16 protein-coding genes are annotated in these 18,387 nt (G+C 64.8%); 10 read left to right on the top strand and 6 right to left on the bottom strand.

The features are described 5' to 3' along the window. Positions 1–437 precede the first annotated feature (437 nt). The 5 genes from GGR61_RS13260 to GGR61_RS13240 form a co-directional block, all read right to left on the bottom strand. A complete protein-coding gene (locus GGR61_RS13260) occupies positions 438–788 on the bottom strand; it encodes a hypothetical protein (protein ID WP_184621897.1) in 351 nt (116 codons plus the stop codon). Positions 789–958: 170 nt separating this feature from the next. Further along, positions 959–1,456 (bottom strand): hypothetical protein, encoded by a 498-nt coding sequence (locus GGR61_RS13255; RefSeq protein ID WP_184621895.1) that lies wholly within the window; start codon positions 1,454–1,456, stop codon positions 959–961. Positions 1,457–1,543: 87 nt separating this feature from the next. After that, positions 1,544–2,851, bottom strand: a complete 1,308-nt coding sequence (locus GGR61_RS13250; protein ID WP_184621893.1) for an APC family permease — start codon at positions 2,849–2,851, stop codon at positions 1,544–1,546. After that, on the bottom strand, positions 2,848–3,621 hold the full coding sequence (locus tag GGR61_RS13245; RefSeq protein ID WP_184621891.1) for a L,D-transpeptidase family protein: 774 nt from the start codon (positions 3,619–3,621) through the stop codon (positions 2,848–2,850). Before GGR61_RS13245 ends, GGR61_RS13250 begins: the two co-directional genes overlap by 4 nt. A 332-nt stretch (positions 3,622–3,953) precedes the next feature. Continuing rightward, on the bottom strand, positions 3,954–5,363 hold the full coding sequence (locus GGR61_RS13240) for an SH3 domain-containing protein (protein WP_184621889.1): 1,410 nt from the start codon (positions 5,361–5,363) through the stop codon (positions 3,954–3,956). A gap of 481 nt (positions 5,364–5,844) precedes the next feature. Here GGR61_RS13240 and GGR61_RS13235 point away from each other — a divergent pair, with 481 nt between their 5' ends. The 10 genes from GGR61_RS13235 (at position 5,845) to GGR61_RS13190 (ending at position 14,394) form a co-directional block, all read left to right on the top strand. After that, the gene (locus tag GGR61_RS13235; RefSeq protein ID WP_184408029.1) at positions 5,845–6,651 is read left to right on the top strand and encodes an N-acetylmuramoyl-L-alanine amidase; all 807 of its coding nucleotides are present in this window, start codon (positions 5,845–5,847) and stop codon (positions 6,649–6,651) included. A 136-nt stretch (positions 6,652–6,787) separates the two neighbouring features. Further along, positions 6,788–7,486 (top strand): M15 family metallopeptidase, encoded by a 699-nt coding sequence (locus GGR61_RS13230; protein ID WP_260287816.1) that lies wholly within the window; start codon positions 6,788–6,790, stop codon positions 7,484–7,486. A 586-nt stretch (positions 7,487–8,072) separates the two neighbouring features. Further along, a complete protein-coding gene (locus GGR61_RS13225; RefSeq protein ID WP_006449379.1) occupies positions 8,073–8,270 on the top strand; it encodes a CPXCG motif-containing cysteine-rich protein in 198 nt (65 codons plus the stop codon). 335 nt (positions 8,271–8,605) lie between these two features. Then, positions 8,606–8,983: a hypothetical protein gene (locus tag GGR61_RS13220; protein WP_184621885.1), complete on the top strand. Its 378-nt coding sequence runs from the start codon at positions 8,606–8,608 to the stop codon at positions 8,981–8,983. A 225-nt stretch (positions 8,984–9,208) separates the two neighbouring features. Beyond that, positions 9,209–9,565, top strand: a complete 357-nt coding sequence (locus GGR61_RS13215; RefSeq protein ID WP_184408026.1) for an EF-hand domain-containing protein — start codon at positions 9,209–9,211, stop codon at positions 9,563–9,565. 441 nt (positions 9,566–10,006) lie between these two features. After that, positions 10,007–10,414, top strand: a complete 408-nt coding sequence (locus GGR61_RS13210; RefSeq protein WP_184408061.1) for an EF-hand domain-containing protein — start codon at positions 10,007–10,009, stop codon at positions 10,412–10,414. Positions 10,415–10,624: 210 nt separating this feature from the next. Continuing rightward, positions 10,625–11,383, top strand: a complete 759-nt coding sequence (locus GGR61_RS13205) for an HAD family hydrolase (RefSeq protein ID WP_184408025.1) — start codon at positions 10,625–10,627, stop codon at positions 11,381–11,383. A 120-nt stretch (positions 11,384–11,503) separates the two neighbouring features. Then, entirely contained in the window at positions 11,504–12,085 is a 582-nt protein-coding gene (locus GGR61_RS13200; RefSeq protein ID WP_184621883.1) for a hypothetical protein, read from the top strand. Positions 12,086–12,238: 153 nt separating this feature from the next. Further along, positions 12,239–12,859, top strand: a complete 621-nt coding sequence (locus tag GGR61_RS13195; RefSeq protein WP_184621929.1) for a hypothetical protein — start codon at positions 12,239–12,241, stop codon at positions 12,857–12,859. Positions 12,860–13,026: 167 nt separating this feature from the next. Next, positions 13,027–14,394: a VOC family protein gene (locus GGR61_RS13190; protein WP_184621881.1), complete on the top strand. Its 1,368-nt coding sequence runs from the start codon at positions 13,027–13,029 to the stop codon at positions 14,392–14,394. A gap of 759 nt (positions 14,395–15,153) precedes the next feature. On the opposite strand, the gene GGR61_RS13185 is transcribed toward GGR61_RS13190, so the two are convergent. Then, positions 15,154–18,294, bottom strand: coding sequence for an efflux RND transporter permease subunit (locus GGR61_RS13185; protein ID WP_184621879.1), 3,141 nt, complete (start codon positions 18,292–18,294; stop codon positions 15,154–15,156). Between the last annotated feature and the right edge of the window lie 93 nt (positions 18,295–18,387).

Below are 18,387 nucleotides of genomic sequence, written 5' to 3'. Positions count from 1 at the left end.
TTCAACGACATTGCTCCACCAGCCGGTGGAACGGTGTTGCCGTTGGCGGCGGGTACCTGATCGCAGCGGGAATGCAGGCGAAGCTGCGCGACGAGCAAGACCCGCGTTCACTCCGTAGTTGTGCAGATTGGCATTGAGGTCGTTGAAGAACATGTGCGCGACCAGGTAGATGGCACTGCGGCAATGCCACTCGGCAGTAGCGGCATCTTCCGCGTTCTGCGCGCTCCGGCTGGTCAGCAGGCCACGCGCCGGCGCTGCGCATGGGCGGCATCACGATGCCTGGCGAAGCGATTGCATCATGCAATCGCAGCGCGCAGTGCCGGTTTGGTGACGATGCGATACAGCTGTGTGATGTCACCGGTGTTAGCGCAGGAACCTCTTCTAGTCCGCCACCATCATCAGCCGATAGCTGCGGCCACCGCATGAAAAACGCCACCTTAGCGGTGGCGTTTCGTAGCGTCGGAACTGGAAGCATCGCCGGTCACAAAGTCGGTGGCGTTTTCCCAGGCACGACGGACTGCATGACGCGCCTTGCTCCAACTCAGTGACGATGAGCCACGGTTGGCTTCCCAATCGCGGTGCAACTCGGCTTCGACCTGATCGTAGGCGCGTGCAACGTCGCGGATACGCGCTTCGTGACCGGCCAGATAGGCCGCTTCGTAGTCTTCGTAGCGGTCGCCTTCTGCACAATAAGGCTCTTCGGTAAAGCGTTCGCGCCAATAGCTGGACACATTCTGGCTTCTGTTCTCGTCCGGGGCACGTCCGGGAATCTGATACGGTGCGTTCATGCGCGTCTCCGTGGTGAATGTACGACCTACGGTAGAACCGCCGATGTTAACTCCGTTGACAAGTGAAGTGATGGGGGCATCAACGCGCATGTCTTGAGCAATTCCTTTGTGATTGCGCTCTGCTGCAGCGACATGTCGGCACGTTGATCGTTGCGCACAACCGTTGGCTGTCAGGTCGCCGCAGATGCTACTTCGTAAGGCAGGTGTTTCGCCCCTGCGGCGATGAGCGTGGGTTCGACACTGCGTAGTTCCGCCTCGTCCGCATCGACGATCACCAGGACCCGCCCGGCCTCGATCTCTTCTTCGAACTGACGCCGGATCGGATCGGGCACGGTGGCTCCCACCAACGCCGACGTCCAGCTACCGACCAGGGCGCCAGCCACCGCCATCACGCCCACGCCGGCCACGGTCAGGCCGATCGGAGGCACGGCAATTGCGACCAATCCTGCGACCAGTCCAGCCGCGCCGCCAGTGGCTGCGCCGCGTGCGGCGGCGGGCAGGAAATCGGTGGTGGCGTCCTTGCGTTCGTCGGGTATGCGTTCGAGCTCGATATCCGAGCGGGCAATCAGCGACAACCCATCGTTGTCGATGCCTGCGGTTCGTGCGGCGTGCACAACGCGTTGTGCACTGTCGAGATCGGCGGTGCTGTAGACATGGCGCAGTTTCATTGCAAGCTCCCATGCAGATGAGAACTGCAGCGTTGGGCGCGCCTGGTTAGACGTGCGTGAGATTGGCGCGAGCGCGCTGCGAAACCGCTAGGCGGATTTGCGCGGGAACAGATAAAACACCCAACCCACCAGCAACGCGACCCCGGCGGCTGCCAGGTTCTGCCAGCTTGCGCTGGCAAGCAGCCCCAACGACAGCAGCAACGCCGCGATGGGAATCGCCGGCCCACCGGGCAGGCGCAAGGTGTCGGTGCGTTGCCGGTAGCGGCGCGCTAGCACGATCACCGCAGCTGCGGTGCCGATATACGCAAACAAGCGCGTGACCATCGACAGCAAGGCCAGCTGCGTGAACGACCCGGACAGCGCGAGTACCAGCGACAGCACGCCCTGGGTGAGCACGGCCGCCGCAGGCGTGTGGAAGCGCGGATGCACGCGTGCCAGGAACGCCGGGCCGTAGCCATCCTGTGCCAGCGCAAACAGGAAGCGGGGGCCCAGCATGACCGTGTTGCTGGTCGTGCCGAGGATGGAGATGGTGGCGCCCACGGTGAGGATCAGCGCCAGCGCTTCGCCACCGAAGCGGCTTGCGGCATCGGCCAGCGGCGTGGGCGAGGCGGCAAGATTGGGCAGCGTCCCCTGCGCGACGACCTGCACCGCTGCGTAGATCAGGGTCACGGTGACGATCATGGTGATCAGCGCGAACGGCACATCACGACGCGGATTGCGGTACTCGCCTGCCGCAGCGGGAATGTTCTCGAAGCCGGCGTAGGCAAACAGCAGCAACAAGGCCGCTTCGCCGAGATTGCCAAGATCGCGCACATCCGGCGCGGTGCCGGCGAATGCCCACGACCAGTCCACGTAGAACAGGCCGATCGCCACGAACAGCAGCAACGGCACCAGCTTGCCGATCACCAGCGCAATGCCGGTACGTGCGGCCGACTTCACCCCGATCACGTTGATGGCGGTGAGCAAGCCCAACGAACCAACCACCACCAGCAGGCGTGCCCAATGCTCGGTGGCGACCGTCGGCCAGAACCGTGCCACTGCATCGGCCAGGCCATTGCTCAGCGCGGCGGCCGAACTGATGCGGGTGAGCCAGATCATCCAGCCGATCTGAAAGCCGACGAACGGGCCGAAGGCTTCGCGCGTGTACAGATAGCTGCCGCCCGGCGTGTCGAAATAGCTCGCCGCCTGCGCGTAGCAGAGCACCAGCAACGCCACCGCCAGGCCCGCCAGCATCACCGCCCACAGGCTCATCGGCCCCAGCAGTGCGGCGGTGGCCGCAGGCAGCAGATAGATGCCGCTGCCGATCACATCGTTGATCGACAATCCCACGATCTGCCAGCGGCTGACCACGCGCACCATGCCGGTCGAATCGGGTGCGGACGCAGGTGTGCTCATCGTGCCGCCTCTTTCAACATGGGCAACCGCCAGGCTGCTTGCACGCGTGCGTATTCGGCACGCGGCAACAGCACGAACAGCGGCATGTCGTCGGGCGTCAACCAGGCCAGCACGCGGCGCATGTCGGCAGGCGCCATCGCGGTGCAGCCGGCGGTGACCTGCCCTGGCGTACGCCATAGGTGCGCGAAGATGCAGCTGCCGCGTCCGGGAATCGCGCTGGGGTTGTGCGCGATCACAAAGCCCTGGCTGTAACGCGCATCGCCCGGATCTTGCAGGTCCAGCCGCATCGGCTCGGTCGAGCCGGCCACTGCCGCCTGGCCTACCTCTGCGGTATCGACGATGCGGTTGTACAGCGGCGAGGTCGGTACATCCATGCAGTAGTTGGTCGCCGTCATGGCTTGATACGGCATCGCGCTGTCGATGCTTGGCGCATATCCGAAGGCCGGGCCGATCGCGAACACACCGGCCGGGCTGCGGCCGTCGCCTTCGCGTTTTTGCGGTCCCTGCGCCTGTGCAGGATGCAGGCCCTCGCCCCAGGCACTGCCGTTCCGGCCCAGCGCAACGGCAAATGCCGGTGCCGCCGGTTGCCACCGGCCATCCACCCGCCTAAATGTCTGCAGGCGCGCCTGGGTACTGTCCCAATCCGCCGTGGTGACCACGATCAGCGCACGGGCCTGATGCAACGCATCGATTGGCCCGGCAGTCACGCACACGCTACCGCTTGCCAATGCCAACAGCGCGACGGATCGAAACAAGGTGGCAAGGCGCATGCGGGCTCCGGGGGATGGTCAAGCAGGACGAGGCGGCGTCAGGTCAGTGGTGTCCGGTGGGCGTGTGGTGCGCTGCCGGGGCCTCTCACCCACACCCTCTTGCGGCTACTGTACTCAGCAATGCCGCGGCATGTCGCATGCGCCACCTGGTCGCCCGGATGGTTGCAGCGATGCTCAGCCGGTCAGCCGTCGACGGCTGTGCCGGATGCGCACCAGGCGCGTGGTCGAGACCCGATGGCATCCGTTCGACGTGCACGCCAGCACAAGTAAGGTCGCGTTGCCCGAGGACGGGCGAGTGCACGGGCGCATTCAGCGCGGGATGTCCGCGATCTTCATGGGGTATCACGCGCTGCGATGCGTTGGATGCGGGTGATCCGGTCGCTAAACGGCGTGCCGTCGGTGCCGAGCAGCGGCAACAGTGGCGTGACCGAGACTCCGTTCAAGCGCGCGCGCTGCATGCTGCCGTCGGCAGCGCGATAGTTGGCGCCGGCCACATCATGGATCACCCACGGTGCACCGCGTTCATGGCCGATCACCAGCATCACGTGGCCGGGGATGTAGATCAGGTCGCCGACCTGTAGCTGCGCGAGTTGCTGCAGGCGCTTGGGCAATGGTGCACGCGCATCGAACGGCACCTGACGCAGTGCTGGGCTGCGGGCCTGATCGCCGGTATTGCGCGGCAGCACGATGCCCAGGCTGCGATAGACATCCAGCACAAAGCCACTGCAGTCGCGCGCGTCGTAATCGTTGCCCCAACCATAGCGTTCGCCGAGGAACTTGAAGGCCTGACGCAGTAGTACCGCATCTGTTGCCGGTAGTGCACCCACATGCACGTCGGCGCTGCGCGGAATCAACGCCGGCACCAACTGCAGGCGACCGTCGGGATTGCGCAGCGGCAACTGCACCACATGGGCAGCGAGCGGCAACTGACCATTGACCGGCTGGTGCGCAGGCCAGTCACCGAGGATCGGCACGCTGGCGCCCATGTCGAACTTCACCGCAGACACAGGCAGCAGTTCTGGCGTATAGGCGGTTTCCACGCGGGCACCGGTGACCGTCAGGCGTGGACTGCGCCTTGCGTAGTCCAGCACCTCGGCGCGATCGCCTTCGGCGATCTGATCGGCCGCAATCCACGCCGCGTAGTTGGTGGCGAGCACGAATCGCCAGGCACCATCGGCACTGTCGTGCAGCACTGCCACCGGCGTGCCGGCAGACAGCGCCGATTCCTGGAAGCGGTCGATATCGTGGTCGTCGGTGGTAGTGAACACGCGTTGGCTGGTGGGGAAGGTGCGCAGTGCGGCGCGTCTTAGCACCAGCGCGAAGCGCGGTGCCACCTGCGCGGCAAGCGCGTCCAGCGCCAGGGATGCGCGCAAGGCCGCCAGATGCGCTGTATCGATGCGGTGCCCATTGGTGTCGTACAACACCTGCGTCGGTGTGGCCGACAACGCCTCGATGCGTGCGCGCACTTCGACGGCGGATACCACCTGCGGCAACTGCGCCAGATCGTGCATGGATGCATCGTCGCGCAGCAGGCGCGTATTGAAGCTGGCAATCTGCGCGGCATCCATGCGCGGGATTTGCGCGGTGCGACTGCGCTGGATCCAGTAATCGGCGGTCAGCTGCGCATCGCTGATGGCAAACGGCACGGTTTGCTGCACGCCTGTGGCACCGGTTGCCGAGCTTGCCAGGCAGGGCAGCGCGATGGCCAGCAGTAACGTCGGCAAGTAGCGCGACAGTGGCATGGAGAAGGCTCTTGAAGGCGACATGCGGCAACGGATGACGGGCGCAACGCTGCGCGAATGCTGCAAGCGCATTCGCGATGCACGGTGAGGGCAGATGGCTTGCAGTGTACGCATGCCGCTGCCGGGCGTGCCAATTGTCCGGTCGGACGATGCTGCAATGGTGCCGACGCGGCGGTGCACGCTCAACAGCCGTGCCGGTGTAGTGCCAGCTGTCATCGGCCGAGCGACGCCCGCGAGCCGCGCGTGATGCGGTGCAGCCGCGTTCGTACGTGGAGCAACCTTGCGGCAATCGAGCATCGGATCGGACAAGACGCCGGCTCAGGATATGCCACCGTCCGCAACGTGTCCGCTGACCTGTCGGGCAATGCGGCTTCTGTGCCCCCAACGTGGCCAACTGGGCAGATAATGGGTTGGTCGCATGCAATGTCCATCAAGGCAACGGCATGGCAGATGCCCGTTGTCGTTTCGCCAGGAGATTTCGATGCCGCCCCTGTCCACGCTGCCGTTCTCGTTCTGGCGGCATGCCGCGCTTTGCTTGATCGTGCTGTCATTGGCTGCCTGCGCGCATGCGCCGCAGCGCAATCCGCTGGCCCAATGGGTGCCGTCGCCCAATTACGACGCGCGGCGCCCGATCCTGATCGTGCTGCACTTCACCGACCAGCACTCGGTGCAGCAAAGCCTGAGCACGCTGCGCGGACGCAATCGTGGGGGCAAGGTCAGTGCGCATTATCTGATCGGAGGCGATGGCAAGCGGTATCAATTGGTCAGCGACGACGAGCGCGCCTGGCACGGTGGTGCCGGCCGCTGGGGCACCATCACCGACATCAACTCCGCGTCGATCGGCATCGAGCTGGACAACGACGGTAGCGAACCATTCGCGCCTGCCCAGATCGACAGCTTGTTGGTATTGCTGGACGACCTGTGCACCCGCCTGCGCATTCCACGCACGCAGATCGTCGGCCACGAGGACGTCGCGCCCACGCGCAAGACCGATCCGGGGCCGTTGTTCCCATGGAAGCGTCTGGCCGATGCAGGCTTTGGTCGCTGGCCTGCCGCCGATGCCGCTGCCGCCCCGCCGGGCTTCGATCCCTGGCAAGCGCTCGCCGTGCTTGGCTACAGTCTCGACAACCCGGCCGCCACAGTGCGGGCGTTTCACCATCACTATCGCGGCAATGAGGCGCACACGCTGGATGCCGAGGATGCGCGCATCCTTTACGCGTTGACCGGATCGCCCAGGCCAGCGAGTCCGCCTGCTACTGCCGAATCGATTGAGGGTGACGGCTCGTGATTGCATCGCGGCCGCTGCGGCGCCTGGCGATCCGGTTCGGATGCTGGGGTATCGTTGGGTTCTCTAGTTCTGTATGTCCAGGAGCGCAATGAAGCACGTCAGGTTGTTGCACATGGCGTCTCGTCGCTGGCGGTCGATGGCCTGTTCCGCGCTGCTGTTGATCGCGTTCGTACCGAGCGTTGCCTCGGCAGCGGATGTGCGCGTCTCGTCGGCCAAGACCGTTGGCCAAGCGGGTCTGATCGACGTGCATACGCTCGCGCCCGAGATCGTCGCGGAGATGCGCTATGCAGGCAGCGACAACTTCACCGGGCGTGTGGTGCCAGGGTATTCGGCGCCTACCTGCTATCTGTTGCGTCCTGCGGCCGAGGCATTGGCGCGGGTGGCGCACACCCTCCAGCGCGATGGATATCGGCTACAGGTGTTCGATTGCTATCGGCCGGTGCGAGCGGTGCGGGCATTCGTGCTCTGGGCTGCGGATTTGCAGGAGCAATCGACCAAGGCGCGGTATTACCCGACTGTAGACAAGCGTGCGCTGCTGGGCGATTACATTGCCGAGCCCTCCGGGCATAGCCGGGGCGCAACGGTGGATCTGGGCTTGCTGGATTGCCGGCAGGGCCCGTGCCGTGCAGTTGAGATGGGAACCGATTTCGATTTCTTCGATCCGCGGGCGCATACCGATGCGCGCGATATCAGCGCGACGCAGCGCATGCACCGTCAGCGACTGGTACGCGCCATGGCGGCCGAAGGATTTGCCAACTATCCGATGGAATGGTGGCATTTCACCCTCCGTCCTGAGCCGAGCCCCGAGACCGCGTACGATGTGCCGGTCGATTGATTGCAAGCGGCGACGTCGGTGCAGTCCGAAAACCTGACAGGTGCCAGGCGCGACAGCCGCTGACACTTAGAGTAGCTAACACAACCTAGCGAGCGCCTATCAGTGAGTGCAGTGGTTTTGTCGGCCGTATCTTGGTGGATGCCGTCAGAAGTCCAGATCAAACACTGAGTGGGTCGAATGCGCGGTGCCCTCACCGCTGGCGGGACACGCCGTGAATCCATCCCTGGAGGCTCGGTGGCGGCATCCATGCCGCCACACGGTCCCGCCAGCGGCGAGGACACCGCACCAGAGACTCCGCTGGTTGCTTGGTTTAAACCCATGCATGCCGACCATCTCGACTGGTTTTTGCTCGTCCAGCGTCGCGGGACCTTACGCGGCATGGATGCCGCGTAAGCGCTTACAGGGACGTACTTGCAGCGTGTCCCGCGACGCTGGGCGGGCAAGGACCCTGCAGCCAAGCCGCAGATAGTCTGCCTGCAGTAGGCTGACGCGAAGTCGTTGTGTTAGCCGCTCTTAGCCGCTGCGCTTGTCGACGCACCTCGGCTGCGCGGCGTGGTGTGATCTCCCCTCGCTCATAGGAATTGCCATGTCCGACCCGGAACGCTTTGTCGATATCGCCTGCCCGTACTGCGGGGAGTGGATCACGCTGACGCTGGATCTGACCGGTGGCGACCAGCATTACATCGAAGATTGCCAGGTGTGCTGCAAGCCGATCTCGGTGAGCGTGCAGTGGGACGAGGAAGGCGAGGCGCAGGTCAGCGCGCGTGGGCAAGACGATGCGTGAGCGGGCGCACGTTGGCTGTCGAACCCGTGAGCGGGTCATTTTCTTTGGAATGGCCCGGCCGTGCCGGGATGCGTCTTTCGACCAGGCCATCAGCCCTGGCGTGCCTCCCCAGCCGTGTGCAGCCATCGAAGCCGAACACATCCGATGATCGGCATCACCTGGCGGGCGCCGTAGCCCCGAGGCAATGCGGGGGCTGCCATCATCGGCTGTGGTGGTGCAGCTGGACGATGACGCCGATCATCGCCGATGCGCATGGGCGGGCTGTTGGACGCCTTGCGCCGCGCTCCATCGGCTGCAGCCGCTAGACTGATGCACCTGCTGCCTGGATCGTCGCGATGAATTTGTCTTTGCATTTTGGCCTGCTCGGTTCGCTGGAAGCAGGCCTGATTGCGCTTGTGCTTGGCGTGGTGATGTTCGCTGCGGTCGAACACATCGGCCGACGGCTGCAGTTCACCCACGGTCACACGCTGGGCATCGCCTGCCTGCTCGCGGTGGCCATCGGCGCCGGTTACGACATCTGGAATCTCGTCTACACCAGCATCGTCCGGCTGGAGTCGCCTCTCTATGCGCGGTTGGCGCTGGCCAAGATCCACGATCCCAATGAATTGGGATCGCGCGTCGTGCTGGAAGTGATGGGTGCGATCGCAGGTGTGGTGCTGGGTTGGAAATTGTTCAGTTCCGGGACGTGGGACGACGACACGCCAAACGCGTAATAAGGCGTTAAAAAACGCGGCAGATTTCGCATAATTTCGACAATTGAATGAAGCGTTTCGATTTGGCTCACCGCGGCCTAACAGCCGGCTAATCGCAAACGCGGCCAGTGTGGTTAAGAGGACGTTTCGCGGGAAATTGCGCCAGGTTGTGCGTTCATTCGGGTTGGGTAAGGTGGCTCCATGCACGGCAACACCGCGCATTCCCAAGCACAGGAGACCACCCAGATGAACAATCGCAACCGCACCTCGCTGCTCGCCGCAACCGCCGCTCTTGCCGCCGCTCTGGCGCTGCCGGCCATGGCACAAAGCACTTCACAGGATGCCGCAGCGCAGTCAGGTAGCTCGGCCACCTCGGCCCAGTCCGGTGGCGCAAGTTCCGGCGGTGGTCAGACCTGGGCGAGCGTGGATACCGACAGCGACGGCGCGATCAGCAAGCAGGAAGCGCAGGTCAATGCCGGGCTCGCACAGATCTTCGACCAGGCCGACGGCAACACCGACGGCAAGCTGACCCCGGACGAGTACAAGGCCTTCGTCGCCAAGCAGCAGGGCGGTGCCGGCGCCACCGGCTCGCAAGGCAACTAAGCAATCCGATCACACCCTATAGCGCAGTTCTGCAACACACCAGCCCGTCATCATCAACGGAGGTAACTGCACATCACACAATCACCTGTTATGCGATCCGTCAGTCAGGTGAGACGCATGCCTGACCAGATGGAGATGTGAGTGTCGCGCCAGTACCGAGCGGCGTCTGTGTCGTAGAAGCGTAGTCGAGAAGCATATGTGTAGTACGTGCCGCCGGCCGCTGGCTACTTGTCCGCAAGTCAATCGTTGGCTTGCGGTCGGTTCTAACATCAGTTGCTTCAAAAAATCAGTTGTTTGAGTCAGTTGTTTGAGAAGGATGGACATGCGGGAGCGATCTGCCAGGGTCGCTCCCGTTTTCTTTACGTGCGGCACGCTACGGTAATGCGATCCCGTTCCGGCCTCGTTCCCATGTCGCACTTGCGCATCGCCCTGTTGGTTGCCCTGTGGAGCCCACCGTTGGCATTTTCCGCGCCGCCGGAGTTGCCTCCGGCCAATCGGCAACCTGCACTCCCGGCCACGGCGGGGACCAGGACGCCGACGATGTCGCCGTTGCCGATCGACCCGCCATCGCCCGCCGCCACGCCGTTGCTACCCGCCAGCCCTGCGGGCCCATCCGGCGCCAAGGGCGGTGCGGAGGCATCGCTCGCACCGCAAGCCGGGACCTTGGTGCCACGCACGTTTCGCAGTCTGGATACTGATGCCGATGGATTGCTGACAGCGGCTGAAGCTGGTGCCGACCCCGTCCTGCGCGAGAGTTTTGCCGGCTTCGACAGCAATGGCGATGGCCGGCTATCGCGCGACGAATTCGCCAGCTATCAGCCCGGTCCAGGTGACGCGGCCGGGGACTAACCTCCAGCAGGATTGCAGTCTCCGATGCGGGTGGAGCATGCGATGGATCCTCATGTGCGTTGCGGCCGTGCGGTGCTCCAGGTGACGAGGGGTGCCACGCGGTCGCACCGACGTAGCGGCGCCGCGGATGTCGCGTGCCGTCGCCATCTCTTCGTCAGCAGGCGGCCCTGGACTCACCGCAAACGGGAGAACAGGCTCTAAACTTGCGCGATGACCTCTTTTGCACAGCGCGACGGCCAGGCGATTCAACTGGTCGGCTTCGACGGCGACGATACCCTCTGGAAGAGCGAGGACTATTACCGCAGCGCCGAAGCGGATTTCGAAGCGATCCTGGCCGGCTACCTGGATCTGGGCGACAGCCGCATGCAGCAGCATCTGCTGGCAGTGGAGCGGCGCAATCTCAAGGTCTTCGGCTACGGCGCCAAGGGCATGACGTTGTCGATGATCGAAACCGCGATCGAACTGACGCAGGCCCGCATCGAGGCACGCGATATCCAGCGCATCGTCGAGATCGGCCGCGCCACGTTGCAGCACCCGGTCGAGGTGATTGCCGGCGTGCGTGAGGCCGTCGGCGCGATTGCCGCCAGCTACGCGGTGGTGCTGATCACCAAGGGTGATCTGTTCCACCAGGAACAGAAGATCGAACAGTCGGGGCTGGCAGATCTGTTCCCACGGGTCGAGGTAGTGTCCGAAAAAGATCCCGCCACCTATGCGCGGGTGCTGGGCGAGTTCGACCTGCCGGCGCAGCGCTTTGTGATGATCGGCAATTCGCTGCGTTCGGACGTGGAGCCGGTGCTGGCGATCGGTGGCTGGGGCATCTACACCCCGTACGCGGTGACCTGGGCACACGAGCAGGAGCACGGCGTGGCCGCCGACGAACCGCGCATGCGCGAGGTGCCCGACCCGGCCGGTTGGCCGGCGGCGGTGCACGCCCTGGATGCATTGGCCCGGCAGCACGCGCTAAGCTGAGGCATGCTGCGGCCAGCGCGCGAGCTGGATGGCAGATGAAAACGGCGGGGACCTCGGTGCCCGGCAACAGGACGTCTCAGGTCGGTCGCATGCGGCTGGCCGATCTTGGAGGGATCACCAATGCGCATGTTGTCGTCTACGTACCGTGCCAGCCTGGCCGTCTTGCTGGCTCTGATCGGTGCGCCAGCACTGGTGGCGGCCGAACTCGAAGAAGAAGTCGTCAATCCGAGCGAAGTGATCTTTCGCGATGGTCAGCCCTACTACGACGATGGCGGCGGCTATGTCCGCCTGAGTACGCGACGAGAGGGTGGGGACGTGGTGTATGTCCGAAAGGTGCGCTTCGACCCCGAGCAAGGCTATGTGGACGCACAAGGCCAGAGCATTGCGACCTTGCAGAGCCGTCCGAGCGGGCATAGCGCCAGCGCATTCTCTGCCGACAGGTATTCGCACGAGCGCTACGGTGGATATGGCGGCTACGTCGGGGGATATCCGATGGATGGCGCGGGACTGCGGCTGGGCGCATCGCGCAACCGCCCCTACGGGCAGATCTATTACGGCAATGGTCTGTATGGCCCGGACCCTTACAGCAGCCCGCACAATCGCGATGCACGGCAGCGTTACATCGGACCGGGCTATGTCGGTGCCTGCGACCTGACCGGTTGCCGCGAAGTGCATCAGATCGGGTTCTACGATTTGCGCTGAGAGCGGGATCAAGCCTGCTGCACCCTGTCAGCCGCGGCGATGCTCGTACGGCAGGCATCACCGATGCTGCGCACGCGTTCGCAATGCCCGACCACCGCTACCCCGATGCATCCGGAGCGCCCGAACCGCAATCGGCCTGACACCGGCGCGGGCATGCGGCATCATCGGCAGATGCGTTTACTGCCGACCTCCCTGGTGCGATCCCTGCCATTGCTGATGGCGCTGCTGCTGCCGGCGTGGGCGGCTGCGCAGGGTTCGCCTGCGCCCACACCCGCATCCGCCGCAACGACGGATGCAGCCCCTGCGGTGGTTCCTGGCACCGGCGATGCCTGGGTGGACCAGCATCTGGCCGACATGGGCAGCTACGCGCAGCGTTACCCGGACAGTTTCATCGACGAAGTGGCGCGCTACTCCGGTACGCCGCGCGACTACGTGCAGGCGCTGTTGCAGGTGCACGGCTGGCATGCCGGGGATCTCTATTTCGCCTGTTTCTGGGCGCAGGTGGTGCGGTTGTCGTGCCGCGACAGCGTACGCGCCTACAGCCGCGACCATCACGACGGTTGGGAGGGCGTGATCACGCGCCTGGCGGTGGCGCCGGACGTGGCGAACATGCGTGCGCTGCGGCATGCCATCGTCGCCAGCTACGACCGCTGGGAACGGCCGATCACCCTGGACGCGCTGCTGCGCCGCCAGCTTGGCGACCATGCGCAGCGGTTGGAGGCCGCGCGCCAGGCCAGCGAGGCGGCCGAAGCGGCGGTGCAGACGGGGCTGTAGCGCGTGCGATGCGGTTCGAGTGGCGTAGGCAGCGGCAAGGTCTGGCGTCATCAACCGTACGCCGGCTGTCTGTGCGGCAACATGCTGCCCTGCAGCTGGTCGGCGCAGGGCGCGGTCGGCGAGAATGCAGCAACGCTGGCGTTGGCCGGCTCCGCCAAAGACGTCCCATGCGCGATCCCGTGTTTGTTTCCTCCGATCACATCCGCAGCCTGTTTGCACAGGCGATGTCGGACATGTATCGCGCCGAGGTCCCGTTGTACGGCGACCTGATGAGGTTGGTGGCGCAGGTCAACGCGCAGACGCTGGAAGCCGATCCGGCATTGGCGGCGCGGCTGCAGCGCAATGACGAGCGCGCACGGCTGGATCTGGAGCGGCACGGCGCGATCCGGGTCGGCACCGCGCAGGAGCTGGCCACCTTGCGTCGGCTGTTCGCGGTGATGGGCATGCATCCGGTGGGTTATTACGATCTGTCGGTGGCCGGTGTACCGGTGCATTCCACCGCGTTCCGCCCGATCGACGAGGCCGCGCTGTCGGCCAATCCGTTCCGCGTGTTCACCTCGCTGCTGCGGCTGGAACTGATCGAGGATGCCGGGTTGCGCGAGCAGGCGGCGCAGATCCTGGAGCAGCGGCAGATCTTCACCGATGCGGTCGTGGAGTTGATCGAACACTGCGAGCGTGTCGGCGGGCTCGATGCCGGGCAGGCGCAGCGTTTCGTGGCCGAAGCGCTGGAAACCTTCCGCTGGCACGGCGATGCCACGGTGTCGCTGCCCACCTACCGCGCGCTGAGCGAGGCGCACAAGCTGATCGCCGATGTGGTGAGCTTCCACGGCCCGCATATCAATCACCTCACTCCACGCACGCTGGATATCGACGCGGCGCAGGCGCAGATGCAGCGTGCCGGCATCGATGCGAAGGCGGTGATCGAAGGGCCGCCGTGTCGGCGCGTGCCGATCCTGCTGCGCCAGACCAGCTTCAAGGCGCTGGAAGAGCCGGTGCGCTTTGTCGGCGACGGCGGGCAGCCCGAGCACGGCACGCATACCGCGCGCTTTGGCGAGATCGAGCAACGCGGGCTTGCGCTGACGCCCAAGGGCCGCGCGCTGTACGACGCGCTGCTGGCGCAGGCGCGCGACGCCGATGGCGCCGGCAGTACAGGTGCCGATTACGCCACCCGCCTGCAGACCGCATTCGTGGCCTTTCCAGACGACGAGGCGCTGTTGCGTCAGGAAGGGCTGGGCTACTTCCGTTACGCGTTGACCGACGCTGGTCGCAGCGATCCGTCGCAAGTGGCCGCATTCCCGGCAGAAACGGCCATTGCACTCGGCCTGGTCAGTGCCGATCCGATCATCTATGAAGACTTCCTGCCGGTCAGTGCGGCCGGCATCTTCCAGTCCAATCTTGGCGGCGCCGAGCAACGCGCCTACGCCGCACATTCGAGCAAGCGCAGTTTCGAGCAGGCGTTGGGCGTGCAGGTGCATGACGAGTTCGCGCTGTATGCGCAGCTGGAGCGGGAGTCGCTGCAGGCGTTAGTGGTGTAAGGCAGCACCATAGGTGTGTGTGTGCGAGGTAGCGGTATCCCACGGTTTCAGGTGCTGCATGCGATATCGCCCAACTGCACGCACTACGAAGAGCGACCGATAAAGTTCTCAGCGCTGTCTCGATAGCGGCAGCATGTTGGCCCACGCCCCTGGTTTGACGAATGAGTTGGTGTTGGATGGCAGTGACATCGATCGGATGGAACTGAGCTGATCAGACTGCACCTAATCGAACTACCGCGCTCCATCCCCTGCTTGTAACCACGCACACCGACCATCTCCACTGGTCCTTGCCCGCCCACCGTCGCGGGACCTTACGCGGCATGGATGCCGCGTAAGAGCTTACAAGGACGTACTTGCAGCGTGTCCCGCGACGGTGGGCGGGCAAGGGCCCTGCAGCCAACCCGCAAATCAGCCGCTCTGCACCCGACGGCATCTCCACACCATTCGATTACCTCTCAAGGCGACCGGGATCTTGAGCTTCAGCATTGCTTGGTTGTTCCGAAGTCGAGCGCGTCGAGGGCGCGACGCCCTCACCGCTTGCGGGACACGCCGTGAATCCGTCCGTGGAGGCTCGGTGGCGGCATCCATGCCGCCACACGGTCCGAGGGCATCGCACCTGGCAGCTTGGTCGTGTGCTGATGGGAAGCAAAAAGCTGGCGACATCCACCTGACGGTGAGCTTGGTAAAAAATCAGTGCGATCTGTTACCCAAAAAAGACCGCACGCATCTGGCGGAGTACGGTCTTTTGTCAGCTGCGGCTCAGTGCGCCGATGCAGCCGGGCGCCGCGTTGCCGCCCGTTCTGCACGGCGCGCGCGCGCACGGGCGCGGCGCGCCTTCCAGCGCTCGCTCAGGCACGAGAAAATCACATACAGCGCAGGGGTGCTGAGCAGGGTCAGGCTCTGCGAGAAGATCAGCCCGCCGATCATTGCGATGCCCAGCGGGCGACGCAGTTCCGAGCCTTCGCCCAGGCCCACCGCCAGCGGCACTGCCGCCAGGATCGCCACCATCGTGGTCATCATGATCGGGCGAAAGCGCACGATCGAAGCCTCGCGTGCAGCCGCGCGCGCATCCATGCCGTGCACGCGCTGCGCCACCAGCGCGAAGTCGATCATCATGATCGCGTTCTTCTTGACGATGCCGATCAGCAGCACCAGCGCGATCATCGAGATCACCGACAACTCGGTATTGGTCAGGAACAACGCCAGCAGCGCGCCCACGCCGGCCGCCGGCAGCGTGGACAGGATGGTCACCGGGTGGATCAGACTCTCGTACAACATGCCCAGCACGATGTAGACGGTGAGCACTGCGGCCAGCAGCAACACGCCCATCGAGTTGGGGCTGAGTTGCACGTTGAAGCTGTCGTCGCCGCTGAGGCGGATGCCGTCGGGCATGCGCAGCCCTTCCACGGTGGACTTGATGATCAGATCTGCCTCGCCGGTGCTCACGCCCGGTGCCAGGTTGTAGCTCAGATCCATCGTGGTGTACTGGTTTTCATGGATGATCTGCGGCGGCGCCATGCCAGGCACCTGGGTGGCGACCGCGGTGATCGGCACCATCTGGCCGGCGCGGTTGGGCACGAAGATCTGGTCCAGCGCCTTGGGCGTGGCGGTCTGCGAGGGCAGTGCATTGACCACCACGCTGTACTGGTTGAGATCCGAATAGATGGTGGAGATGGAGCGCTGGCCGAACGCGCCATACAGCGCGCCATCGATCGCACCGACCGAAATCCCCAGGCGCGCAGCCTTGGCACGGTCGATCACGATGTTCTGGCGCAGGCCCGAGGTATCCACGTCGGTACCGACATCGCGCAGGCGCGCATTCTTTTTCAGCGCCGCCTGCAGCTTCGGTAGCCATTCCTGCAACTGGGCCAGATCATTGCCCTGCAGCGACACCCGGTATTGCGCGCCCTGGCTGGTGCCGCCACCGCCGTCGCTGGGTAGGTCCTGGATCGCGCGCAGGCGCAAGTCCAGGTCCGGGTAGCGGTCGGCCTTGGCGCTCAGGCGCGCGACCACCTGTGCGGTGGTGTCGCTGCGGCCTTCGTCGCGCTTCTTCAACTCGATATTGAACGAGGCGCTGGACCCTTGGCGGCCCGAGCCCAGGCGCGCGCCCACGGTTTTGACTGCCGGGTCGGCCATCAGCATGTCGGTGATGCGGCGCTGGCGGCTGACCATGTCGGCGAACGACACCGTGGCGCTGGAATTGGCGCGGCCCCAGATCAGGCCGGTGTCCTGCGCGGGGAACGATCCCTTCTTGACCGCACCGCCGAGAAAGATGGTGGCGGCAATCAACAGCAACGGCGTCAGCGACAGCAGCAGCGCGTGGCGCAACGAAAAGTCCAGCGCCACGGTATAAACGGCGAGCATGCGCTCGTGCATGCGGTCCAGCCAGGCACCGAAACGGCCGGGTTTTTCCGGCTCGGTATGCGCCGACAGGAAGCGGCTGCACAGCGCCGGGGTCAAGGTCAGCGACACCAGCATCGACACCACGATCGCCGCCACCAAGGTCACGGTGAACTCGCGGAAGAACGCGCCGATGATGCCGCTGGCAAACAGCATCGGAATGAACACCGCCACCAGCGAGGCGGTGATCGAGACGATGGTGAAGCCGATCTCGCGTGCACCGGTCAGGGCAGCCTCCAGGCGCGGCATGCCTTCGTCCAGATGCCGCATGACGTTTTCGATCACCACGATCGCATCGTCGACCACAAAGCCAATGGCGATCACCAACGCCAGCAGGCTCAGGTTGTTCAAGGTGAAGCCCAGCATGTACATCACCAGCGCCGAGCCGGCCAGCGACAACGGCACGGTGACCGCGGCAATGAGCGTGGGCGCGAGCCGACGCAGGAACAGCGCCATGGTCAGGATCACCATCACCAGGCTGATCATCAGCGTGGCCTGCACCTCGTGCAGCGAGGCGCGGATGGTGGGCGTGCGGTCGAAGTAGGGGGTGAGCTTGGTGCCGGGTTGCAGGTAGGCGCGCAATTCGGGGATCTGCGCTTTCACCTGGTCCACGGTCTCGACGATGTTGGCGCCAGCGCGGGTGAAGGCATACATCACCACCGCCGGCTTGCCGTCGAACCAGGCGGCTTGATAGGCATCCTGCTGGCCGTCGTAGACGGTGGCCACATCGCCCAGCCGCACGATGCGCCCGTTGGATTGGGTGGAGATCGCCAGCTGCGCGAAATCGGCGGCCTTGGCCACCGAATCGTTGGCGATGATGGCCATGGTGGTGTTGCCGTCGGACAAAAAGCCGGTCGGCGAGGTGACGTTGGCGGCGCGCACCGCGTTGCGTAGATCGTCCGGGGTCAGGCCCAGTGCGTTGAGCGCGCGCAGGTCCACGTCCACGCGCACTGCCGGCGTGGAGGCACCGGCGATATCCACCGAGCTGATGCCGGTGATCTGGCGCAAGCGCTGCGCCAGCAGTGAGTCGGCCACGTTGTAGAGCTCATCGGCCGACTGGGTGTCCGAGGTCAATGCGATGGCGATGACCGGGTCGTCGTTCGGATTGGCCTTGGAATAGATCGGCGTGCCGAGCCCGGAGGGCAGGTCCGATTGCGATGCGTTGATCGCGGTCTGGATGTCCTGCGCGGCCGAATCGATGTTGCGATTGCTCTGGAATACCAGCACCACCAGGCTGCTGCTCTCCGAACTGGACGAGCGCATGCGGTCGATGCCCGGCAGCTGGCCCAGGTGGCGTTCCAGCGGCGCGGTGACGGTGGAGGCCATGGTGCTGGCATCGGCGCCGGACTGCGTGGCGTGCACGAAGATCACCGGGATCTGGATGTTCGGCAACGCCGCCACACCCAGCCGCAGATAGCACATCAATCCGATCACGAACAAACCGATCGCCAGCAGCGAGGTGCCGATCGGGCGCTTGATGAAGGGCGCGGAGATGTTCATGGCTGTGGCGCCGGGAATCGGGAATCGGGAATCGGGATTCGGCAAGCAGGGCCAAAGCCACGCCCGAATGCGCGTGTGGGCATGCGCCGCCGC

It is taken from the genome of Xanthomonas sp. 3058 (genome assembly GCF_014199765.1).
GTDB lineage: Bacteria > Pseudomonadota > Gammaproteobacteria > Xanthomonadales > Xanthomonadaceae > Xanthomonas > Xanthomonas campestris_B.
Note: the sequence above shows the minus strand (reverse complement) of the source record. Positions and strands in the feature narration are given on the sequence as shown.